Origin of the sequence: Pseudoalteromonas rhizosphaerae (assembly GCF_028885455.1) — a bacterium.
Classification (GTDB): Bacteria; Pseudomonadota; Gammaproteobacteria; order Enterobacterales; family Alteromonadaceae; genus Pseudoalteromonas; species Pseudoalteromonas rhizosphaerae.
This window is the reverse complement of sequence record NZ_CP118496.1, coordinates 318,919-339,463: the sequence shown is the minus strand read 5'-3', so window position 1 is coordinate 339,463 and position 20,545 is coordinate 318,919. Positions and strand designations below refer to the sequence as shown.

The following is a 20,545-nucleotide window of genomic DNA, read 5'->3' as shown; positions in this document are numbered from 1 at the left end:
CACGGTAAAAATGCATTACGAAATCCCTAAAATAGTTAAAGTCCAATCGCTTTATTCATTGCCATAATAGGTTGTAATATGGCCATTACGATAAACAATACAATAACCGCCATGGACGCTATCATCGCAGGCTCTAAGAGTTTTAGCGAGACATTTACCATGGTTTCAAATTCACGGTCTTGATTGTTTGCAGCACGCTCTAGCATTTGCTCGAGCTCACCTGATTTCTCCCCACTGGCGATCATATGCAGCATCATCGGTGGGAATAATTTTGTTTGTTGTAAGGACGCTCTTAAACTTGCCCCTTCACTAACGCGGGTTGCGGCATCCGCCACTGCTTTTTTAATTTTCTCGTTGATCAATACGCCACCAGAAATACGCATTCCCTCGAGTAACGGCACTGAACTTGATGACAAGATACTCAGTGTACGAGCAAATCTGGCGGTATTAATACTACGAGCAACTTTGCCAATGCCCGGCATCATCAAAATTTTCGAATCATACCAAAAGCGGATCTTAGGCTGTTTTAGCGCATGTTTAACACCAATCACTGTCGCGGTAAATAACACCAAAGTAATGAACCAATAATTTTGCACATAGTTACTAGCAGCCATTACCCATTCCGTCGTCCAAGGTAAAACCTGCTTTGACTTTTCAAATGTCTTCAATATTTTAGGCACTACAGTACCTAGTAATATTGAAACGATACCAATGGCAAATATTACTAATATCACCGGATACACCATCGCTTGTGTGATTTGACTACGCATGTGTTGACGTTGTTCCGTGTAATCGGCTAAACGGTTCAATACAGCATCTAAGTGACCTGATTTTTCACCCGCAGCTACCATAGCGCGGTATAAATTATCAAATACATGTGGAAACTCAGACATGCCATCAGCCAAGGTATAACCTTCAACAACTTTTGAACGCACCGACATTAACATACGCTTCATACGCGGCTTTTCACACTGCTCAGCCACCGCCATTACCGCCCCTTCAACCGGTAACGCCGATTGAATGAGTGTAGCGAGTTGGCGAGTGATCAAAGCGAGATCTGAGGTAGATATTTTCGCTTTAAAAAAGCTGCCAAATGGCGAGCTTTTTTCACCTTTAACTTGTTTATCACCCTCTGCGGCGGGCACAACTTCGAGCGGCGTAAGACCTTGTTCACGTAAAGATTGGCGAATTTGTTTCGCGGTATCCGCTTCTTGAATACCTTTTTTCTCTTTGCCGCGAGCATCGAGCGCGCGATATTCAAATGCTGCCATTGTTAACCTTCCTCACGCGTTACACGTAATACTTCTTCAAGGGTGGTTTTACCGGCTAATACGCGACTACAGCCATCTTGGCGAATACTTGGGGTATGTTTGCGAATGTACTTTTCAACACTTTGCTCACCTTTACCACTGTGAACAAGTTCGCGAACAGTTTCATCAACTACCAGTAATTCATGAATACCGGTACGACCACGGTAACCATTAAAGTTACACTCTTCACAGCCAACGGCTCGGTAAATAGTCGGCGGATTTACAAATGGTACGCCGAGCAATTCACACTCGCGCTCATCTGCAACATGACCTTCTTTACAGCTCTTACATAAAGTTCGCACTAGACGCTGCGATAACACCCCTAACAAAGAAGATGATAGCAAGAAGGGTTCAACCCCCATATCTTCCATACGAGAGATAGCACCTGCTGCGGTATTGGTATGCAATGTCGACATCACTAAGTGACCTGTAAGTGAGGCTTGCACGCCAATTTGTGCGGTTTCAAGGTCACGTATTTCACCAACCATTACTACATCAGGATCTTGACGTAAGATTGCCCGTAAGCCACGGGCAAAGGTCATATCAACTTTAGTATTTACCTGAGTTTGACCAATACCTGGGATTTCATACTCGATTGGATCTTCAACCGTTAAAATATTACGATCGCGAGAGTTAATTTGGCTCATGCCCGCATAAAGCGTGGTACTTTTACCAGAACCAGTTGGACCGGTCACCAAAATAATTCCGTGCGGTTTACTGATCAAATCAGAGAACAATTCACGATTGCGCAGCGTCATACCTAAATCTTCAAGATTTAAACGCGCGTTATTTTTATCAAGTAAACGCAGTACAACCCGCTCACCAAAACTTGATGGCATGGTTGATACCCGAACATCAACGGCACGTCCTGCGATACGCAAACTAATACGACCATCCTGCGGGATACGCTTTTCTGCAATATCGAGTTTCGCCATTACTTTAATACGCGAAACTAGCAATGAAGCGAGTTTACGATTCGGCTTTAACACTTCTTTAAGCACGCCATCAACCCGAAATCGGATCACCAGCTCTTGCTCAAAGGTTTCGATGTGAATATCTGACGCGCCTTCTTTAATCGCTTCACTGAGCATCGCATTGATCAATTTAATGATTGGTGCATCATCATCTCCGGCAAGCAAATCTTCCGTTTGCGGCATATCTTCAGCCAGTGAAAATAAATCAACTTCGTTACCTATGTCTTCCATCATTTGCTGGGTTTCAGAACTATCGCGTTGATACGATGCCTCTAATAACAACTCAAACTTGTCATCAGCTAAATGTTCAAGCGTAAAGCCATGCCCAGCAATGCGGCGCACTTCTAACAATGTATCAATATTAAGCTCACCACGATAGAAAACCACCCGGTCATCATTATTTTTACTTAATAACATGCCTGCACGTCGTGCATATGAAAATGGTAGCCGCTTATTAGGCAGTTCAACTAAATCGTTACTGGTCATCAGCTCGCTATTATTTAGCGGCTGTGAGGGCTCTGCGGTGATCTCAGTGATTGCATCAGTCATTATTGCGCTCATCTGTATTTTGCTGTCTTAAGTATTCTTCATAAGTTGGCGGTAATACTAATGCATCATTCCACTCAGGTAGGATTGGTGCATCGGTTAGAGGCATTAAATCAATACCATCTTCTTTTTGTTTATACTGCTCACCACGGATAAAGTTATATTTGCTGTGGCTTAATTTATTCATTTTAATACCATCACGAATAATGGTTGGGCGAATAAACACGATTAAATTACGTTTACGCTTGCTGGTGCTGGTTGAGCGGAATAAGTGACCAAGGATAGGAATATCACCTAATATTGGTACCTTTGAGACACTTTCTTGCACGTCTTCATCAATTAGACCACCAAGCACAACCATGCCGCCATCATCAGCCATAACCGTGGTTTTAATGGCACGTTTATTAATAGATATATCCACCGAAGTAGTACCACTCACGCCAGATACTTCTTGCTCAATGGTTAACTGTACAGCTGAACCATCATTTATTTGTGGCGTTACTTTAAGTTTTACACCTACCTCTTGACGCTCTACTGTTTGAAATGGATTAGAATTATTAGAACCCGTTTGCGAGCCAGTAATGATCGGCACTTCTTGACCGACAATCATCGATGCCTCTTCGTTATCCATGGTGGTAACCGAAGGCGTAGCAAGAATATTTGAGTTAGTATCAGTAGAGACTGCTTGAATGATCGCGCCCCAATCGTTTTTAACAATCCCCATAGCCAATCCATTGATGCCCCCTAACAACGCACCTAACGGGCCAAGATCACCTTTTTGCGTTTCATCGTATTCCTTAAGCTCAGTATTATCACCAGTGAGAGTTTTAGTCACTGTCTTATCACGGGCTTGTTCAGCAGCTACAGCTAAAGAACCAACAGGAACGGTTGTGCCGTTATTAAACTGCATCATACCGCCTTGCTCTGAAATCCATTGCAGACCAAAGTTAATACCATCAGCTTCCATTACTTCAACAATGATTGCTTCAACGAGTACTTGAGCACGACGAATATCAAGCCGTTCAATCACTGACTCCAATGAACGCATGGTGTCAGGTTGAGCAGTAATGACCAATGAGTTTGAATCTGGGTGAGCTTCAATACTGGTTTCGTTTTGGTTGCGGCTACGGGTTTTAGTTGCCCCACCTTGACCTTCTTCACCAAGCGTTTTGCTAACCCCTTGCAACACTTTCACTAAATCTTCAGCGCTAGCGTAATTAAGGTAAATTACTTTAGTGTTGCCTTGGCTTTGTAACTCACCGTCGAGGCGTTTAATTAATTCAATAGCACGCGTTCTTGCTTGGCCTTCGCCACTGACAATAACGCTATTAGTACGGCCATCTGCAACGACTTTAGGGATCAAAAATTCTGGGATACTGCCTTTACCGCTATCTTTGTAAATATTATCAACCACAGATACCACATCATCAGCGGTGGCAAAGTTTAGCTTTACAATATCAACCCGCTTATCACCGGCTTGGTCAACTGAGCGAATAATTTCAACAAGTCGGTTTACTGAGGCAGCATGACCGGTCAACATCATGACGTTTGCAGCGTTGAAGTTGGCAACATGACCGCCATCTTTTTGGTCGCTAAACTGACGCACTAATGGACCTAGTTCTTGTACGCTAACATTTTTTACACGTACGACACGAGTGATCATCATATCACCGCGCGCTTGGTCGTCTTCAGTAACTAACGGTACGTTTGATTTTTTAGCATCAGAGCTTTTTTCAATTTTTAATATACCGTTATCCATTTCAACAGCTGAATAACCGTAAACTTCTAGTACATTTAAGAAGAATTGATAATAAAGTGCTTCATCCATCAATTCATAGCTGCGTACGTTTACTTTACCACGTACGTTCGGGTCGATAATGACGGTCTTATTTAGATTTTTACCAACGATATTAATAAACTCGTTGATATCGGTCCCTTTAAAGTTTGCAGCATACTCAACGGCAGACACCGATAGAGATAAGCTAGCCACAAAAAAAAGTGTTGCGTACTTAGCTAACCCTTTTCTGATTTTTTTGAGGTGTAGCGCGTGAACCATTATATTAAAACTCCAAAGCTAAGTTATTGCAGGCTAAATTGCACATCAATCTGCTCGCCATTACGGTCAATTGTAATGTTCGCATCGGTACTATTACGCAGCTCATTAATGGCTGACATGGCCTGTTTTAAATCTGTTAATTGATAGCCGTTAATCGATACAGCCAAATCGTTATTTTGTAACCCCATCTGCGTAAATAATGCAGGGTCTTTACCTGGGCTTAAACGATAGCCAATAAGCTCACCATCCTTCATAGCCTGAGATACTCGAATATAGTCAAATAGTTTACCGGGGTCTTTTAACAGTTCTTCCCGGGTATCTATAAGTGCTTCTTTTACTTCTTGATTTGCTGTTACATCAATCTGACGGTCACTTTCCATTTGCGGACCGTCATCGAGTTCAGGTTCATCACTATCACGTTCGGCAAGTACTGGCATTGACACTGTTTTGGTAAAATCTACGCCATCAAGCATTAACGTTTCAAAACGGCCACTAACATCTAAAATTACTCGATCAGGTAATACTTGCGCAAGTTTAGCGCGAGTGCCTTGCACAACGTCATCCACCAAATAGGTTGATTGTTGACCTTGAGACTCAATAATTGCCAAGCCTGTTTGATCATTGCCACTGACTGCAACAATACCAGTTAAATTAATGCTTAATCGAGTTTCTGGCGCATTGTTAATGACTTGAGCTTGTTGGCTTGCTTGTTTTTTAGGCACTGCGTCGGCTTTACCAAACAAGTTTTGTGCTAAAATTAATTGCGTATTAACCCGTTCAGGCTTACCTGTAACGCTATTAATATAGCTTGGAGAAAGGCTAGAATTAACCGGGGTAGGCCATATTAACCAAAATAGTTTTGCAGCCAAAAAGGCAATATAAACAACGGCTAAAAGCGTTATTGCCCAACCCAATTTAGCGTGGGGTAATTTACTTACTAGATGTTTTAGCTGTTGTAATCGCTGTTCCATAAATGACGTTTCTTATTTTAATTTGCTGCTTCATCGCTGGCCTATAGTACCTTTTCATTTTTCATTCAACAAGCGCACTAATATTAAACTTTGTAAACAAGGTAAATTAACGTTCAAGCTGAGTGTAAAAAACTTCGACTATTTCTTTGTTGGTAAGTTTCATGCTAAATTTTACCTTACAGAGCCGCGCTTTTAATTGAGTATAATTGTGTCAAAAAGTAACACCCGTAATACCACGTCAAAAGATGAAACTATTAGTATCCGTTTAGACAAATGGTTGTGGGCTGCACGCTTTTATAAAACCCGCGCCATCGCACGGGACATGGTGCAAGGTGGCAAAGTACATTATAATGGCCAGCGCACTAAACCTAGTAAAATAGTCGAACTAGATGCCGTGATCAAACTTGCTCAAGGAGTTGACGAAAAAGTTATCACTGTACTTAAATTGCTTGATAAACGCTTAAGTGCCCCCATTGCTCAAACCTTGTATCACGAATCTGATGCAAGTATCGAAAAACGCGAAGCCAATAGCATCGCGCGCAAGAATAATAGCTTTTTTGCTCCTCATCCGGACCGTAAACCAGATAAAAAGCAAAGACGCGAACTTTTAAAAATGAAATCAAGTTAGGTAAAGCCACTCATGCAACAAGATCTACTTCATCGTTATACATTTGATCAACTAGACGTCCGCGGCGAACTCGTACAAATAGAGCAAGCTTATAATGAAATGATTGCCGATCATAATTACCCCGTGCAAGTGCAAGCTTTATTGGGTGAGTTACTGGTCGCAACCTGCCTACTTACAGCTACATTAAAGTTTGAAGGTGATATAGCAGTACAACTGCAAGGTGATGGCCCGGTAAAATATGCGGTTATCAACGGTGATCATCAACAAAATATGCGTGGTATTGCCCGCCTGCAAGGTGAAGTAACAGGCTCAACCATCCAGGAACTAATCGGTAACGGTGTGATGGTACTGACAATCACACCAACTAAAGGTGAGCGTTATCAAGGTATAGTTCCGCTTGAGCATGACACGTTAGCAGCATGTCTTGAAGCCTACTTTGCACAATCAGAGCAACTACAAACACGTCTTTGGTTTGCAACTGACACAACACAAGGTCACGCGAAAGCTGCTGGTTTACTACTACAGGTGTTACCTGTAAATAAAGAAAAGTCGATTACTGACTTTACTCACCTTGAAGCACTCAGCAATACGATTAAAGCTGAAGAGTTGTTAGAGCTTGATGCTGCTACTGTCCTTACTCGACTTTATCATGAAGACAATCCGCGTGTTTACGAGCCGCAAGCAATCCAGTTTAAATGTGGTTGTAGTAGAGAAAAAACCATCACTGCGCTCGTTAATATAGGTCAACAAGCTTTATTAGATGACGTTATTGAAAATGGTGAGGTAAAAATTAGCTGCCATTATTGCTTAAAAGATTACATTTTTAATGAACAAGATGTGAAGAGTATTTTCAACTAACAACATCGTTCAAAAAACCAACAGAATTCAAGCCGCATTTTTTGCGGCTTTTTTGTGCGTAGAGATGATACCGGTGTCATGAATTTAATGATTTTTTATGACACCGGTATCATTGAAATTATTCATGTTTTTTGCCAAATATATGTGTTTTTAGGCCTTTCATAGGCTCGAATATCCCTAATCCATCTGTTACTATAATTACAGCTTAAAGGGAAATAAGAACCCCAGAGCTATCCCGTTCAATCTCACACAATTTAGGTATAAACATGACTTCAAGCGCTACTCGTTTTGTCGATCTAACTGCAGCTGAACTTGTCGAACACGCGATCCGTCGCGGTGAAGGGACTTTAGCCGCCAATGGAGCTTTTGTTGCTAACACTGGTCGTCGTACTGGTCGTTCACCACAAGATCGTTTTATTGTTCAAGAACCAAGTACTGAAAATGAAATCCAGTGGGGTAATGTAAATCGCCCTTTCGATGCAGATAAATTTGACGCTTTATGGGCACGTGTTGAAGCACATGTGCAGAGCAACGACCACTTCATCTCTCACCTTGAAGTAGGCGCTGATCCAGAGCACTATTTACCTGTTGTTGTTACAACGGAAACTGCATGGCATCATATCTTTGCCAAAAATATGTTTATCGAACCTAAATCTTATAATGCATCTGATTTACCCCAATGGCAGGTAATGAATGTACCTTCATTTGTTTGTGACCCAGAACGTGATGGCACTAACAGTGATGGCACAGTAATTATCAACTTTGCACAACGTAAAGTATTGCTTGCAGGTATGCGTTATGCCGGTGAAATGAAAAAATCAATGTTCTCAGTGCAAAACTTTCTACTACCAGCGAAAGGCGTGCTACCAATGCACTGCTCAGCTAACGTAGGTGAAGCTGGCGATACAGCATTATTCTTTGGTCTATCTGGTACCGGTAAAACAACTTTATCAGCAGATCCAACTCGCTTTTTAATTGGTGATGACGAGCACGGCTGGGCACCTGGTAGTGTATTCAACATCGAAGGTGGTTGTTATGCTAAGTGTATCGACCTTTCACAAAAGAATGAGCCTGTTATCTGGGATGCAATCCGCTTTGGAACTATCCTAGAGAACGTTGTCCTTGATGAAAAAGGTATTCCTGATTTTCATGATACTAGCCTAACGCAAAATAGCCGCGCAGCTTATCCGCTTGAACACGTTGAAAAACGTAAAGTAGAGAACCGCGCAGGCGAGCCAAAAGCAGTGGTATTCTTAACCTGTGATGTAAGCGGCGTATTACCACCAGTATCAATCCTTAGCGAAGAAGCTGCAGCGTTTCATTTCCTAAGCGGTTACACTGCAAAAGTTGGCTCAACTGAAATTGGTTCTACCAGCGATATCGAATCAACATTCTCAACCTGTTTTGGTGCACCATTCTTCCCACGTCCAGCGGGTGTATACGCGGAGCTTCTAATGAAGCGTGTACGTGAATTTGGCGCTAAGGTATACCTAGTTAACACTGGTTGGACTGGCGGTCCTTACGGCACTGGTAAGCGTTTTGATATTCCAACTACCCGCGCTGTTGTTGATGCAATCGTATCAGGTAAACTGGCTGGCGTTGAAACTCAACATATTGATGTTTTAAACCTAGACGTACCAGTTGCAGTACCAGGCGTTAACAGCGAGCTACTTAACCCAATCAATACTTGGGAAGATAAAGCTAAATACGCTGAATATGCGGCCAAACTTGCAGCAGACTTCACTGAAAACTTCGCTAAATACGATGTATCAGATGAAATCAAAAATGCAGGACCTAAAGCTTAATAAGCTACTTTAGCCTCATAATTAAAACGCCAACCTCGAGTTGGCGTTTTTGATTTTAACCAGAAAATTAAATCCATCACTCTTACTACTAAACCTGAGTTCGGGGTAATAACCCTATCTCCTGTCGCTATTTTCATATAACAATTATTATGGAATAACTACCCCCTTACATTTAAAAGAACGACTAATCCTTAGCTCCTGTTAAAAAGTAACCTTAAAAAACAAAATAAATGTTACTTTATTTCTTTTAATATGTTAAAAAAGTATTGCATTAATTTAAAGTAGTAACTAAAACTTGGCATATTAAGTAGCAATGCCGATCGAAAGGAGTAACTTTGCCCTCGTTAAAATGCAAGGTTACAACTGGTTATAAAAATAAGTAAAAGAGATTAAACCATGTCAAAATTAGTCATCGATAGCAATAAATACAACACTGGACGAACGAAAACTCGGCTTAGCCTTGCGATTTCATATGCATTACTAGGTCTTTGTCCACTGTTACTTACAGCTCAAACTTCGCAACAAAATGACAGCGATGTCAAACCTATTAATAAAGATGAATCAATTGAGGTTATAGAGGTCACGGGCATCCGTGGCAGTATCTATAGCGCACAAAACTTAAAGCGCTATGCTGATACCGTAAAGGATGTTATCACGGCATCAGATATTGGTGCACTGCCTGACAAATCAGTGACTGAGGCTCTCCAACGTGTTCCTGGGGTCACAATTGAACGCTTTGCATCTTCTAGTGATCCGAAGCATTATGCAGATGAGGGGACTGGTGTTCTTATTCGAGGCTTGGACCGGGTCCGCTCTGAAGTAAATGGCCGTGATGCATTTAGCGCAAATCCATCGGGTGGCCTAAGCTATGAGGACTTCCCCGCGGAGCTACTAGGAGCTGTAGAAGTAGTTAAGAACCAAACCGCGGATCTTATATCAGGAGGTATTGCTGGTACAGTCAACCTAATTACTCGCAAACCATTTGATTCCACAGACCGTATTATCTCTTTTAACGCAAAAGCTAATTACAGTGACTTTCGAGATGAGACAACTCCTTCTTTCTCCGCTCTGTTCTCTGATAACTGGGAAACTGATGCAGGTAAATTTGGCTTTCTTATTGCCGGATCACAATCTGAATATAAAACACGAGGTGATGGTATTGGTTTAGGTAATTTCCACTCCCGTGGCGATTCATTTATTCCCACTACTGATCAATGGGGTGGCATCATAGGTGTTGATCCAAGCTCGCCGGTTGATGGCCCTGCTTTACCCGGTCAACCTGCAGCGAGTGTTTGGCATGTTCCGGTTGCTATTCATATGAGTACAGCTACTAATGATCGTAAACGCACTGGCTTTACATCATCATTGCAATGGGCTAACAACGACGAAACTATAGTGGCCACCTTGGAACATATTAATTCAAGAGCCTCATTGGAGTGGAACGAACGCCAAATTGGACAAGCAGCTCAAGGCTTTAAAGGGTTTATGGGCTCATCTCAGAATTGGATGGATGATGCTGAAAATGGTTACCCATTAACCACTGAGAATGGATTCGTCACATCAGGTATTGCTTTAGGTGTAAGTCCTGAAACTCCTTTTTTCTATCGAAGTCGCTGGAACTATAACGAAAATACCGTTAAAGATACTTCATTCAAACTAACACTAAAACCAATTGATCGCCTGACGGTTGATTTCGATTACCAACACATAGACTCTGAAAAATCACTACAAAATTACAGTATGTCAGGTCAAACACGAGGTAATCATGTCCATGTAGTTTCGCCTTACTTCCTAGATATGAGCGGCTCTAGACCTTCTGTTGAATTTCTCAGTGACAATATTTTAACCGCAGGTTGGTCTCCTAATGAAGATTGGAATGGTCCTGTACCAAATCTATTTCTTGGTAGTGGCATGGAACAAATAGAGCATAATACAGCCAAAGCCAATAGTTTTAAATTAGATGTTAATTACGAACTCGATGGTACATTTACTAACATTAAATCTGGTATTTATCACTCAGACAAAGACTTGACTGTTCGCGACACCGCTTATGAAGGTTGGTCTGCAATCGGTACACCATGGGTACAAGATGACCGTAATGCAGCTTCTGCAGTTAATCGACCTGAATTATTTGAGCGTGTTGATTTCTCTGATTATTACAACGGTCAAGTACTGCAAGGTAATGTAAATAACTTCCTTTTTCCACGCATGGAATTAGTCAAAAATTATGCTGATTCGCTCCGCCAGGGCTGTAAAGACGGTTGGCATAATGCAACAAACAGCGCAGCAAACAACGGTATTTGTACGGGTACTTACGTCCCTTATACAGATAAGCCAAACCGTGTTGAAGGCCCTTATGCAGCTCATAATATCAGTGCAACAAACGAAAAACGCACCGAGTTTTATGTACGTGGCGACTTTGATTTTGTCGCGCAAGATATTCCAATAGTCGGTAATGTAGGTTTACGCTATGTAAACTACAAATTAGCCTCCACTGGCGCATTAGTGCAACCGCCGGTAAGTAAGCGCGGTGAACCTGGAACATCCTTAAATACAGTAATGCAGCAGCCAGAATACAAGCGCTATTATGATCTTGCTGGGGGTGAATCAACACTGAGCACAGTGGATGGTACTGATTACAGCACAATATTACCAAGCTTAAACCTAAGCATGGGTATTAGCGAAGACGTAGTGGTAAGATTTGGCATCTCAAAAGCCTTATTTTACCCAAGCCTAGTTGATGCACGGAACATCAGTATTATCAATCTAGACTATAATCGTCGCCTCCAAACACCTGGCGCAGACTATGATGAAACGAGTAACCCTGTTGTAGGAATCGATGATATAGAACTGACCGCATTATCGGGTAATCCTTACCTTAAACCTGAAACAGCAATAAATACCGATCTAACAACCGAATGGTATTTCGCGCCAGCAGGCTACGTTACTTTGGGGCTATTCCATAAAAAACTAGATAACATTATTCGCAATAGAACATTTGACCTTGACGTGACATACGGAACTGAAGAATACAACTTATCTGCATATGGTCCTGCCAATACTGGCTCTGGTACACTGCGCGGTGCTGAATTTTCATACTCTCAATTCTACGATATGCTGCCAGGCGCTTGGGGTGGTTTAGGTTTACAATTAAACTATACCTTCATAGACCAGAGTGGTTTAGAAGATCCTAACGAAATCTCAAATGGAACATTAGGATTCGATGAAAATGGTAACCCTATCGCTGATAACCGTAACACTTTCCGTGTGTTCAGTGGGCTACCTCTGCAAGGGTATTCAGACCAAAACTTAAATATTATCGGTATGTATGAATACGAAAAGGTTTCTTTTCGTCTAGCCTATACGTGGCGCTCTGAATATTTATTAACCCTACGCGAATCTGAAGAATATGTACCAGCTTATGCTGAGGCTTCAGGTATGATGGATGCCAGCTTATACTACACCATTAATGATCATTGGAAAGTAGGTGTTGAAGCGAGTAATTTACTCGAGACTGAAACCAAAACTAAATATCAAATGGATCAAGCGGGCACTAAAACTCAGGCGTTGAACTTCACGACAGATCGACGCTTTGCACTTAGCGTTCGAGCAACCTTCTAGAAGCTAAATACTAAAACGCGTAGCAGCAAGACTACGCGTTTTTATTCCAAAGCTTTCGCTAATTTATCTATCGCTTATAGAGGTTACAGGTTTGCCTGTTACTTATAAAAAACACTAGTTTGCCTTCTATTTATAAAGAGTGCGAGTTGACTAGTTTCTCATGATTAAAAATAGCAGTGCACGCATCTCAAAAGGTTAACGCTGTCTTCCTCACCAACTCACTCATTCACTTTACTGCTGATGTAAAAAGCCCGACTATTACTAGTCGGGCTTTCTAAATTTGAAGCCATGGTGTGCTGCGCAGTAGGATGACCTACTTTCACATAACAAATGCTACACTATCATTGGCCGGGGCTCGCCTTCGAGCTGTTTTGTTTCACTACTGAGTTCGGCATGGGGTCTTGGCTATTTATTAAATACCAGACAACAAAAAACCCGTCACATCGCTGTAACGGGTTTCTCTTATTTGGAGCCTGGCAATGTCCTACTTTCACATAGCAAATGCTACACTATCATCGGCGCTGTTTCGTTTCACTACTGAGTTCGGCATGGGGTCAGGTGGGTCCAAAACGCTATTGTTACCAAGCAAATAGGGTGCAAAGGAGTAATGACAAAGCACGTAGTGCTTACATTTCCTTTGCGCAAGGTGCCTCAACTTTAACGCTAAGCGCTAAGAGTCACCTTATAAATTTGGAATTCTGATAATAAAAGTTTTCAGTAAATATCTACTTTAGTCTATTAACTTCTTGCGCTATCAACTATCACATAAAACGCGTTTGGCGTTGTATGGTTAAGCCTCACGGGTAATTAGTACAAGTTAGCTTAACATATCACTATGCTTCCACATCTTGCCTATCAACGTTGTAGTCTTCAACGGCCCTTCAGAGAGCTTAAAGCTCTAGTGAGAACTCATCTCGAGGCCTGCTTCGCGCTTAGATGCTTTCAGCGCTTATCAGTTCCGAACGTAGCTACCGGGCAATGCCATTGGCATGACAACCCGAACACCAGCGGTTCGTTCACTCCGGTCCTCTCGTACTAGGAGCAACCCCTCTCAATTCTCAAACGCCCACGGCAGATAGGGACCGAACTGTCTCACGACGTTCTAAACCCAGCTCGCGTACCACTTTAAATGGCGAACAGCCATACCCTTGGGACCGACTTCAGCCCCAGGATGTGATGAGCCGACATCGAGGTGCCAAACACCGCCGTCGATATGAACTCTTGGGCGGTATCAGCCTGTTATCCCCGGAGTACCTTTTATCCGTTGAGCGATGGCCCTTCCATTCAGAACCACCGGATCACTATGACCTACTTTCGTACCTGCTCGACGTGTCTGTCTCGCAGTTAAGCTGGCTTCTACCATTACACTAACCGTACGATGTCCGACCGTACTTAGCCAACCTTCGTGCTCCTCCGTTACTCTTTGGGAGGAGACCGCCCCAGTCAAACTACCCACCAGGCACTGTCCGTAACCCCGATTCAGGGGCCAACGTTAGAACATCAAAACTACAAGGGTGGTATTTCAAGGACGACTCCACAAAAACTAGCGTCTCTGCTTCTAAGTCTCCCACCTATCCTACACATGTAGGTTCAATGTTCAGTGCCAAGCTGTAGTAAAGGTTCACGGGGTCTTTCCGTCTAGCCGCGGGTACACAGCATCTTCACTGCGATTTCAATTTCACTGAGTCTCGGGTGGAGACAGCGTGGCCATGGTTACACCATTCGTGCAGGTCGGAACTTACCCGACAAGGAATTTCGCTACCTTAGGACCGTTATAGTTACGGCCGCCGTTTACCGGGGCTTCGATCAAGAGCTTCTCCGAAGATAACCCCATCAATTAACCTTCCGGCACCGGGCAGGTGTCACACCGTATACGTCATCTTGCGATTTTGCACAGTGCTGTGTTTTTAATAAACAGTCCCAGCCACCTGGTCACTGCGGCTCCAATCAGCTTAGGGAGTAAATCCCATCACCAATCGGAGCGTACCTTCTCCCGAAGTTACGGTACGATTTTGCCTAGTTCCTTCACCCGAGTTCTCTCAAGCGCCTTAGTATTCTCTACCTGACCACCTGTGTCGGTTTGGGGTACGATTCGGTATAATCTGAAGCTTAGAGGCTTTTCCTGGAAGTATGGCATCAGCAACTTCATCACCTTAGTGACTCGTCTCGTGTCTCAGCCTAACAGCAACCCGGATTTACCTAAGTCACTAGCCTACTCACTTTCACATGGACTACCAACGCCATGCTTGCTTAGCCTGCTCCGTCCCCCCATCGCAATTATACCAAGTACGGAAATATTAATCCGTTTCCCATCGACTACGCCTTTCGGCCTCGCCTTAGGGGTCGACTTACCCTACCCTGATTAACATGGGATAGGAACCCTTGGTCTTCCGGCGTGCGGGTTTTTCACCCGCATTATCGTTACTCATGTCAGCATTCGCACTTCTGATACGTCCAGCATACCTCCCGGTACACCTTCAACCGCTTACAGAACGCTCCCCTACCACTCAAAATAAATTTTGAATCCGCAGCTTCGGTGCATAGTTTAGCCCCGTTACATCTTCCGCGCAGACCGACTCGACCAGTGAGCTATTACGCTTTCTTTAAAGGATGGCTGCTTCTAAGCCAACCTCCTGGCTGTCTGGGCCTTTCCACATCGTTTCCCACTTAACTATGACTTTGGGACCTTAGCTGGCGGTCTGGGTTGTTTCCCTCTTCACGACGGACGTTAGCACCCGCCGTGTGTCTCCCGGATATTACTTTACGGTATTCGGAGTTTGCAAAGGGTTGGTAAGTCGGGATGACCCCCTAGCCTTAACAGTGCTCTACCCCCGTAAGTATTCGTCCGAGGCTCTACCTAAATAGATTTCGGGGAGAACCAGCTATCTCCCGGTTTGATTAGCCTTTCACTCCTAGCCACAGGTCATCCCCTAACTTTTCAACGTTAGTGGGTTCGGTCCTCCAGTTGATGTTACTCAACCTTCAACCTGCCCATGGCTAGATCACCGGGTTTCGGGTCTATACCTTGCAACTAGTCGCCCAGTTAAGACTCGGTTTCCCTACGGCTACCCTATTCGGTTAACCTCGCTACAAAATATAAGTCGCTGACCCATTATACAAAAGGTACGCAGTCACCCAACAAGTGGGCTCCTACTGCTTGTACGTACACGGTTTCAGGTTCTATTTCACTCCCCTCACAGGGGTTCTTTTCGCCTTTCCCTCACGGTACTGGTTCACTATCGGTCAGTTGGGAGTATTTAGCCTTAGATGATGGTCCACCTATATTCAGTCAAAGTTTCACGTGCTCCGACCTACTCGATTTCACTTAAAAGGGATTTTCATGTACGGGACTATCACCCTGTATCGTGGCACTTTCCAGAGCCTTCCATTAACACCAATTAAGCTTAAGGGCTGTTCCGATTTCGCTCGCCGCTACTTTCGGAATCTCGGTTGATTTCTTTTCCTACGGGTACTTAGATGTTTCAGTTCTCCGCGTTCGCCTCGTTAACCTATTTATTCAGTTAACGATACCTGCAAGCAGGTGGGTTTCCCCATTCGGAAATCCTAGTCTCAAGTGCTTTTTACTAGCTTGACTAGGCTTATCGCAAGTTAATACGTCCTTCATCGCCTCCAACTGCCAAGGCATCCACCGTGTACGCTTAGTCACTTAACCATACAACCCAAACGGGTCTTTGTTTTGTGACAGTTTAACTTCGCCAGAAGTTAATATTGAATACTAAAGTAGATACCAATCAACAAACGTAAAACGTTCATTAAATGGCACTGAATGATACTGCTATCATTCTTTTTTACTTTTGAAAACTCTGTACAAATACACTGTATTTATACGAATTTTATTATCAGCTTTTCCAAATTTTTAAAGAGCATATTAATTAGTTATCCCAAAGGGACACGCACTAATTAACAATCATCTGTGTGGACACTACGAACAAATAAGTTCTAAATCGTATAAGGAGGTGATCCAGCCCCAGGTTCCCCTAGGGCTACCTTGTTACGACTTCACCCCAGTCATGAATCACTCCGTGGTAAACGTCCTCCCGAGGGTTAGACTATCTACTTCTGGAGCAACCCACTCCCATGGTGTGACGGGCGGTGTGTACAAGGCCCGGGAACGTATTCACCGCGTCATTCTGATACGCGATTACTAGCGATTCCGACTTCATGGAGTCGAGTTGCAGACTCCAATCCGGACTACGACGCACTTTAAGTGATTCGCTTACTCTCGCGAGTTCGCAGCACTCTGTATGCGCCATTGTAGCACGTGTGTAGCCCTACACGTAAGGGCCATGATGACTTGACGTCGTCCCCACCTTCCTCCGGTTTATCACCGGCAGTCTCCTTAGAGTTCTCAGCATTACCTGCTAGCAACTAAGGATAGGGGTTGCGCTCGTTGCGGGACTTAACCCAACATCTCACAACACGAGCTGACGACAGCCATGCAGCACCTGTATCAGAGTTCCCGAAGGCACCAAACTATCTCTAGTAAGTTCTCTGTATGTCAAGTGTAGGTAAGGTTCTTCGCGTTGCATCGAATTAAACCACATGCTCCACCGCTTGTGCGGGCCCCCGTCAATTCATTTGAGTTTTAACCTTGCGGCCGTACTCCCCAGGCGGTCTACTTAATGCGTTAGCTTTGAAAAACAGAACCGAGGCTCCGAGCTTCTAGTAGACATCGTTTACGGCGTGGACTACCAGGGTATCTAATCCTGTTTGCTCCCCACGCTTTCGTACATGAGCGTCAGTGTTGACCCAGGTGGCTGCCTTCGCCATCGGTATTCCTTCAGATCTCTACGCATTTCACCGCTACACCTGAAATTCTACCACCCTCTATCACACTCTAGTTTGCCAGTTCGAAATGCAGTTCCCAGGTTGAGCCCGGGGCTTTCACATCTCGCTTAACAAACCGCCTGCGTACGCTTTACGCCCAGTAATTCCGATTAACGCTCGCACCCTCCGTATTACCGCGGCTGCTGGCACGGAGTTAGCCGGTGCTTCTTCTGTAAGTAACGTCACAGATAGCCTCTATTAAAGACTACCCTTTCCTCCTTACTGAAAGTGCTTTACAACCCGAAGGCCTTCTTCACACACGCGGCATGGCTGCATCAGGCTTGCGCCCATTGTGCAATATTCCCCACTGCTGCCTCCCGTAGGAGTCTGGGCCGTGTCTCAGTCCCAGTGTGGCTGATCATCCTCTCAAACCAGCTAGGGATCGTTGCCTTGGTAAGCCATTACCTTACCAACTAGCTAATCCCACTTGGGCTAATCTTTTGGCGTGAGGCCCGAAGGTCCCCCACTTTGGTCCGTAGACATTATGCGGTATTAGCAGTCGTTTCCAACTGTTGTCCCCCACCAAAAGGCATATTCCCAAGCATTACTCACCCGTCCGCCGCTCGTCAGCAAAGTAGCAAGCTACTCTCTGTTACCGCTCGACTTGCATGTGTTAGGCCTGCCGCCAGCGTTCAATCTGAGCCATGATCAAACTCTTCAATTAAAAGTTTTTTGTCTTTCGACAGCTCAATGAATTCTGAATTTATTTAATATCTTTCGATATTGAATTGACTGTGCCGAAGCAACTTATAAATAAGTTACTTCTGTTGGTCACTCAGTTTCAATTGAGACTCTAAATTTTTTGCCTTGCTTAGCGAACTAAGCTCGGCTGTTAGAACTCAATCTGTACGAGTGCCCACACAGATGATTGCTTTATATTGTTAAAGAACGTTGCGGTTAAAGTTAAACTTTATCTCGCTAGGGCTGCGCATATTACGCTTTCCTATTTTTTTGTCAACACTTAATTTTAAACTTTCTTAAAAATCTAAACTCAAGTTTTACTCGACTAACTGATTAACTCTTGCCTCGCTAAGCGTTGCTGTCTGCCGTCTCAGTGGGGTCGCATTATAGGGCGCGGCGAATTTTACGCAAGCGTTTTTTAAAGAAAACTTGAAATAAAGTGTTGTTCGTTCAATTTACGCGCTAAACAGCTCAAAAGTGCTAGTTTAGTATACAGCACAGATCCTAGCTGGCCATTTTATAGGCTCTACTGCTACACTATTTATCTCTTACTATTGAACTTATTCTTAATTTATTAGGTGTTTTATGGCAATCCGTTCTTATAAAGGAATTACTCCTCGTTTTAACCAGTCTGTTTATATAGATGAGTCGGCTGTTTTAGTTGGTGATATCACATTAGGTGAAGATAGTAGTGTATGGCCATTAGTAGCAGCACGAGGGGACGTTAACTATATACGCATTGGTGAACGTACTAACGTGCAAGACGGCAGCGTGTTACATCTAACGCGTGCCAGTAAAAGTAACCCAGATGGTTATCCATTAATTATTGGTGATGATGTTACCGTTGGTCACAAGGTTATGTTGCACGGCTGTTGTTTGGGGAATCGTATTTTAGTCGGCATGGGCGCGATTGTAATGGATAATGCCATTGTTGAAGATGATGTGATAATTGGTGGCGGTTCATTAGTCCCACCAAACAAGCGCTTGGAATCGGGCTTTCTCTATGTGGGTAGTCCAGTAAAGCAGGCGCGCCCTTTAACCGAGCAAGAGCTGAGTTTTTTAAAAATATCAGCAACTAATTATGTTGAGCTTAAAGATGAGTATCTAGCTGAGGATTAACTCAGCACTGAAACAATGATTTGTCCTGCCGAGTTATATTCTTCATTCTCGATTAGTTGCTCGGCTATATCTTCATAGTCAAAACGCGCCTGTTCAAAATGTAACTTTGCAGCTTGTTGGTCTGCCAATGCTAGCGTGTGTGTGTCAATGACACATTCAACCATTAAGCCACTTACTTGAGCAAAAAACGTTAACAGCTGGGATTGTACGTTAAATTCAAATCGGTCGATAAATTGGATTGCTTGATTCATGCAAGCTCTCCGGTTTTTAATGCCCGAACAACAGGGAGTGTTTCAGGCATATTATTGCGCCACACAAAATAGGCTTGTGCAGCTTGCCCTACTAGCATGCCACTTCCATCAAGTACGTTAATATTAGCCTTATAGCCCTGGGCCCATTGCATAAACAGCGTATTTTGCTGTGAATAAAACATATCATAAACATGTTCACAGCCATCAAGGTGTTTTTTATCAAGCGCAGGCAATTCACCAAGCATACTGCTAGATGTAGAGTTTACAATTAGCGAGTAATCACTTACTGGCAAATCATCAAAACCATAGCCAGTTACATTACCGTATTGGGCAAATAATTCAGCTAGTTCCTTAGCTTTTGCTGCCGTACGATTGACTATAATGATTTCACTCGGCTGTTGTGCCAATAACGGTAAAACCACGCCACGTGCAGCGCCTCCGGCACCTATAAGTAAGACCCGTTTATCTTTAATGGTAACCTGATTCGCAAGCAGATCGTTCACAAAACCAATGCCATCGGTGTTGTCACCTAGCAAGCGCCCATCATCTAATAACTTAATAGTATTTACTGCTCCGACAATGGTTGCCAATTCAGTTCGCTCATCAACTAGCGCAAATGCTTGCTCTTTAAATGGCACTGTAACATTAGCTCCTTTACCGCCTGTGGCAAAAAAATCGGCCACGGCTTTTTTAAAACCATCAATCGGTGCTAATATTGCGCTGTATTCGATTTGTTCGCCCAATGAGGTTGCAAATTGCTGATGTATCGCAGGGGATTTTGAGTGTTTAATAGGATTTCCAAAAACTGCATATTTGTCCATATTTGAGCAACCTCTTTATGCAGTAACATTACCTCGTAACTTACTGCTAATTAATG

Annotated in this window: 11 protein-coding genes and 3 rRNA genes; 5 read left to right on the top strand and 9 right to left on the bottom strand. The window is 43.4% G+C overall.

What is annotated here, in order from left to right:
• Window positions 1-35: 35 nt before the first annotated feature.
• The 4 genes from gspF to gspC are packed head-to-tail and all read right to left on the bottom strand — an operon-like array spanning window position 36 to window position 5,857.
• Window positions 36-1,271, bottom strand: coding sequence for a type II secretion system inner membrane protein GspF (gene gspF / locus PVK79_RS01585; RefSeq protein WP_145242766.1), 1,236 nt, complete (start codon window positions 1,269-1,271; stop codon window positions 36-38).
• 2 nt (window positions 1,272-1,273) lie between these two features.
• Window positions 1,274-2,833 (bottom strand): type II secretion system ATPase GspE, encoded by a 1,560-nt coding sequence (gspE, locus tag PVK79_RS01580; protein WP_274804021.1) that lies wholly within the window; start codon window positions 2,831-2,833, stop codon window positions 1,274-1,276.
• Window positions 2,826-4,886, bottom strand: coding sequence for a type II secretion system secretin GspD (gene gspD, locus PVK79_RS01575; RefSeq protein ID WP_145242762.1), 2,061 nt, complete (start codon window positions 4,884-4,886; stop codon window positions 2,826-2,828). The genes gspE and gspD overlap by 8 nt, the downstream gene beginning before the upstream one ends.
• Window positions 4,887-4,909: 23 nt before the next feature.
• A complete protein-coding gene (gene gspC / locus PVK79_RS01570; protein WP_257325176.1) occupies window positions 4,910-5,857 on the bottom strand; it encodes a type II secretion system protein GspC in 948 nt (315 codons plus the stop codon).
• A gap of 205 nt (window positions 5,858-6,062) precedes the next feature.
• Here gspC and hslR point away from each other — a divergent pair, with 205 nt between their 5' ends.
• From hslR to PVK79_RS01550, 4 genes are all read left to right on the top strand, one after another.
• Window positions 6,063-6,485 (top strand): ribosome-associated heat shock protein Hsp15, encoded by a 423-nt coding sequence (gene hslR / locus PVK79_RS01565; protein WP_404676548.1) that lies wholly within the window; start codon window positions 6,063-6,065, stop codon window positions 6,483-6,485.
• A gap of 12 nt (window positions 6,486-6,497) precedes the next feature.
• Window positions 6,498-7,343 carry an Hsp33 family molecular chaperone HslO gene (gene hslO / locus PVK79_RS01560; protein WP_145242756.1) on the top strand — a complete coding sequence of 282 codons (846 nt, stop codon included), beginning with the start codon at window positions 6,498-6,500 and terminating at the stop codon, window positions 7,341-7,343.
• A 266-nt stretch (window positions 7,344-7,609) separates the two neighbouring features.
• A complete protein-coding gene (locus PVK79_RS01555; protein WP_182732552.1) occupies window positions 7,610-9,148 on the top strand; it encodes a phosphoenolpyruvate carboxykinase in 1,539 nt (512 codons plus the stop codon).
• A gap of 396 nt (window positions 9,149-9,544) precedes the next feature.
• Entirely contained in the window at window positions 9,545-12,769 is a 3,225-nt protein-coding gene (locus tag PVK79_RS01550; RefSeq protein WP_257325175.1) for a TonB-dependent receptor, read from the top strand.
• Window positions 12,770-13,240: 471 nt separating this feature from the next.
• Here the strand turns inward: PVK79_RS01550 and rrf are convergent.
• From rrf to PVK79_RS01535, 3 genes are all read right to left on the bottom strand, one after another.
• A 5S ribosomal RNA gene (gene rrf / locus PVK79_RS01545) occupies window positions 13,241-13,355 on the bottom strand.
• 200 nt (window positions 13,356-13,555) lie between these two features.
• Window positions 13,556-16,442, bottom strand: a 23S ribosomal RNA gene (locus tag PVK79_RS01540).
• Window positions 16,443-16,739: 297 nt separating this feature from the next.
• Window positions 16,740-18,281 (bottom strand): 16S ribosomal RNA (locus PVK79_RS01535).
• Together the 16S, 23S and 5S rRNA genes form the textbook arrangement of a ribosomal RNA operon.
• Window positions 18,282-18,883: 602 nt before the next feature.
• Here PVK79_RS01535 and PVK79_RS01530 point away from each other — a divergent pair.
• Entirely contained in the window at window positions 18,884-19,417 is a 534-nt protein-coding gene (locus tag PVK79_RS01530; RefSeq protein ID WP_149983193.1) for a gamma carbonic anhydrase family protein, read from the top strand.
• Here the strand turns inward: PVK79_RS01530 and PVK79_RS01525 are convergent.
• Together PVK79_RS01525 and aroE are read right to left on the bottom strand one after the other, a co-directional pair.
• Window positions 19,414-19,668 (bottom strand): DUF1488 family protein, encoded by a 255-nt coding sequence (locus PVK79_RS01525; protein ID WP_145241786.1) that lies wholly within the window; start codon window positions 19,666-19,668, stop codon window positions 19,414-19,416. The two genes, PVK79_RS01530 and PVK79_RS01525, sit on opposite strands and share 4 nt — an antisense overlap.
• Window positions 19,665-20,489: a shikimate dehydrogenase gene (gene aroE, locus PVK79_RS01520; RefSeq protein WP_257325174.1), complete on the bottom strand. Its 825-nt coding sequence runs from the start codon at window positions 20,487-20,489 to the stop codon at window positions 19,665-19,667. The genes PVK79_RS01525 and aroE overlap by 4 nt, the downstream gene beginning before the upstream one ends.
• Window positions 20,490-20,545: the final 56 nt, after the last annotated feature.

Bases quoted from the DNA above. Each gene is read 5' to 3' on its own strand.
- gspF (WP_145242766.1), bottom strand. From the start codon at position 1,271: ATGGCAGCATTTGAATATCGCGCGCTCGATGCTCGCGGCAAAGAGAAA.
- gspE (WP_274804021.1), bottom strand. From the start codon at position 2,833: ATGACTGATGCAATCACTGAGATCACCGCAGAGCCCTCACAGCCGCTA.
- gspD (WP_145242762.1), bottom strand. From the start codon at position 4,886: ATGGTTCACGCGCTACACCTCAAAAAAATCAGAAAAGGGTTAGCTAAG.
- gspC (WP_257325176.1), bottom strand. From the start codon at position 5,857: ATGGAACAGCGATTACAACAGCTAAAACATCTAGTAAGTAAATTACCC.
- hslO (WP_145242756.1), top strand. From the start codon at position 6,498: ATGCAACAAGATCTACTTCATCGTTATACATTTGATCAACTAGACGTC.
- PVK79_RS01555 (WP_182732552.1), top strand. From the start codon at position 7,610: ATGACTTCAAGCGCTACTCGTTTTGTCGATCTAACTGCAGCTGAACTT.
- PVK79_RS01550 (WP_257325175.1), top strand. From the start codon at position 9,545: ATGTCAAAATTAGTCATCGATAGCAATAAATACAACACTGGACGAACG.
- PVK79_RS01530 (WP_149983193.1), top strand. From the start codon at position 18,884: ATGGCAATCCGTTCTTATAAAGGAATTACTCCTCGTTTTAACCAGTCT.
- PVK79_RS01525 (WP_145241786.1), bottom strand. From the start codon at position 19,668: ATGAATCAAGCAATCCAATTTATCGACCGATTTGAATTTAACGTACAA.
- aroE (WP_257325174.1), bottom strand. From the start codon at position 20,489: ATGGACAAATATGCAGTTTTTGGAAATCCTATTAAACACTCAAAATCC.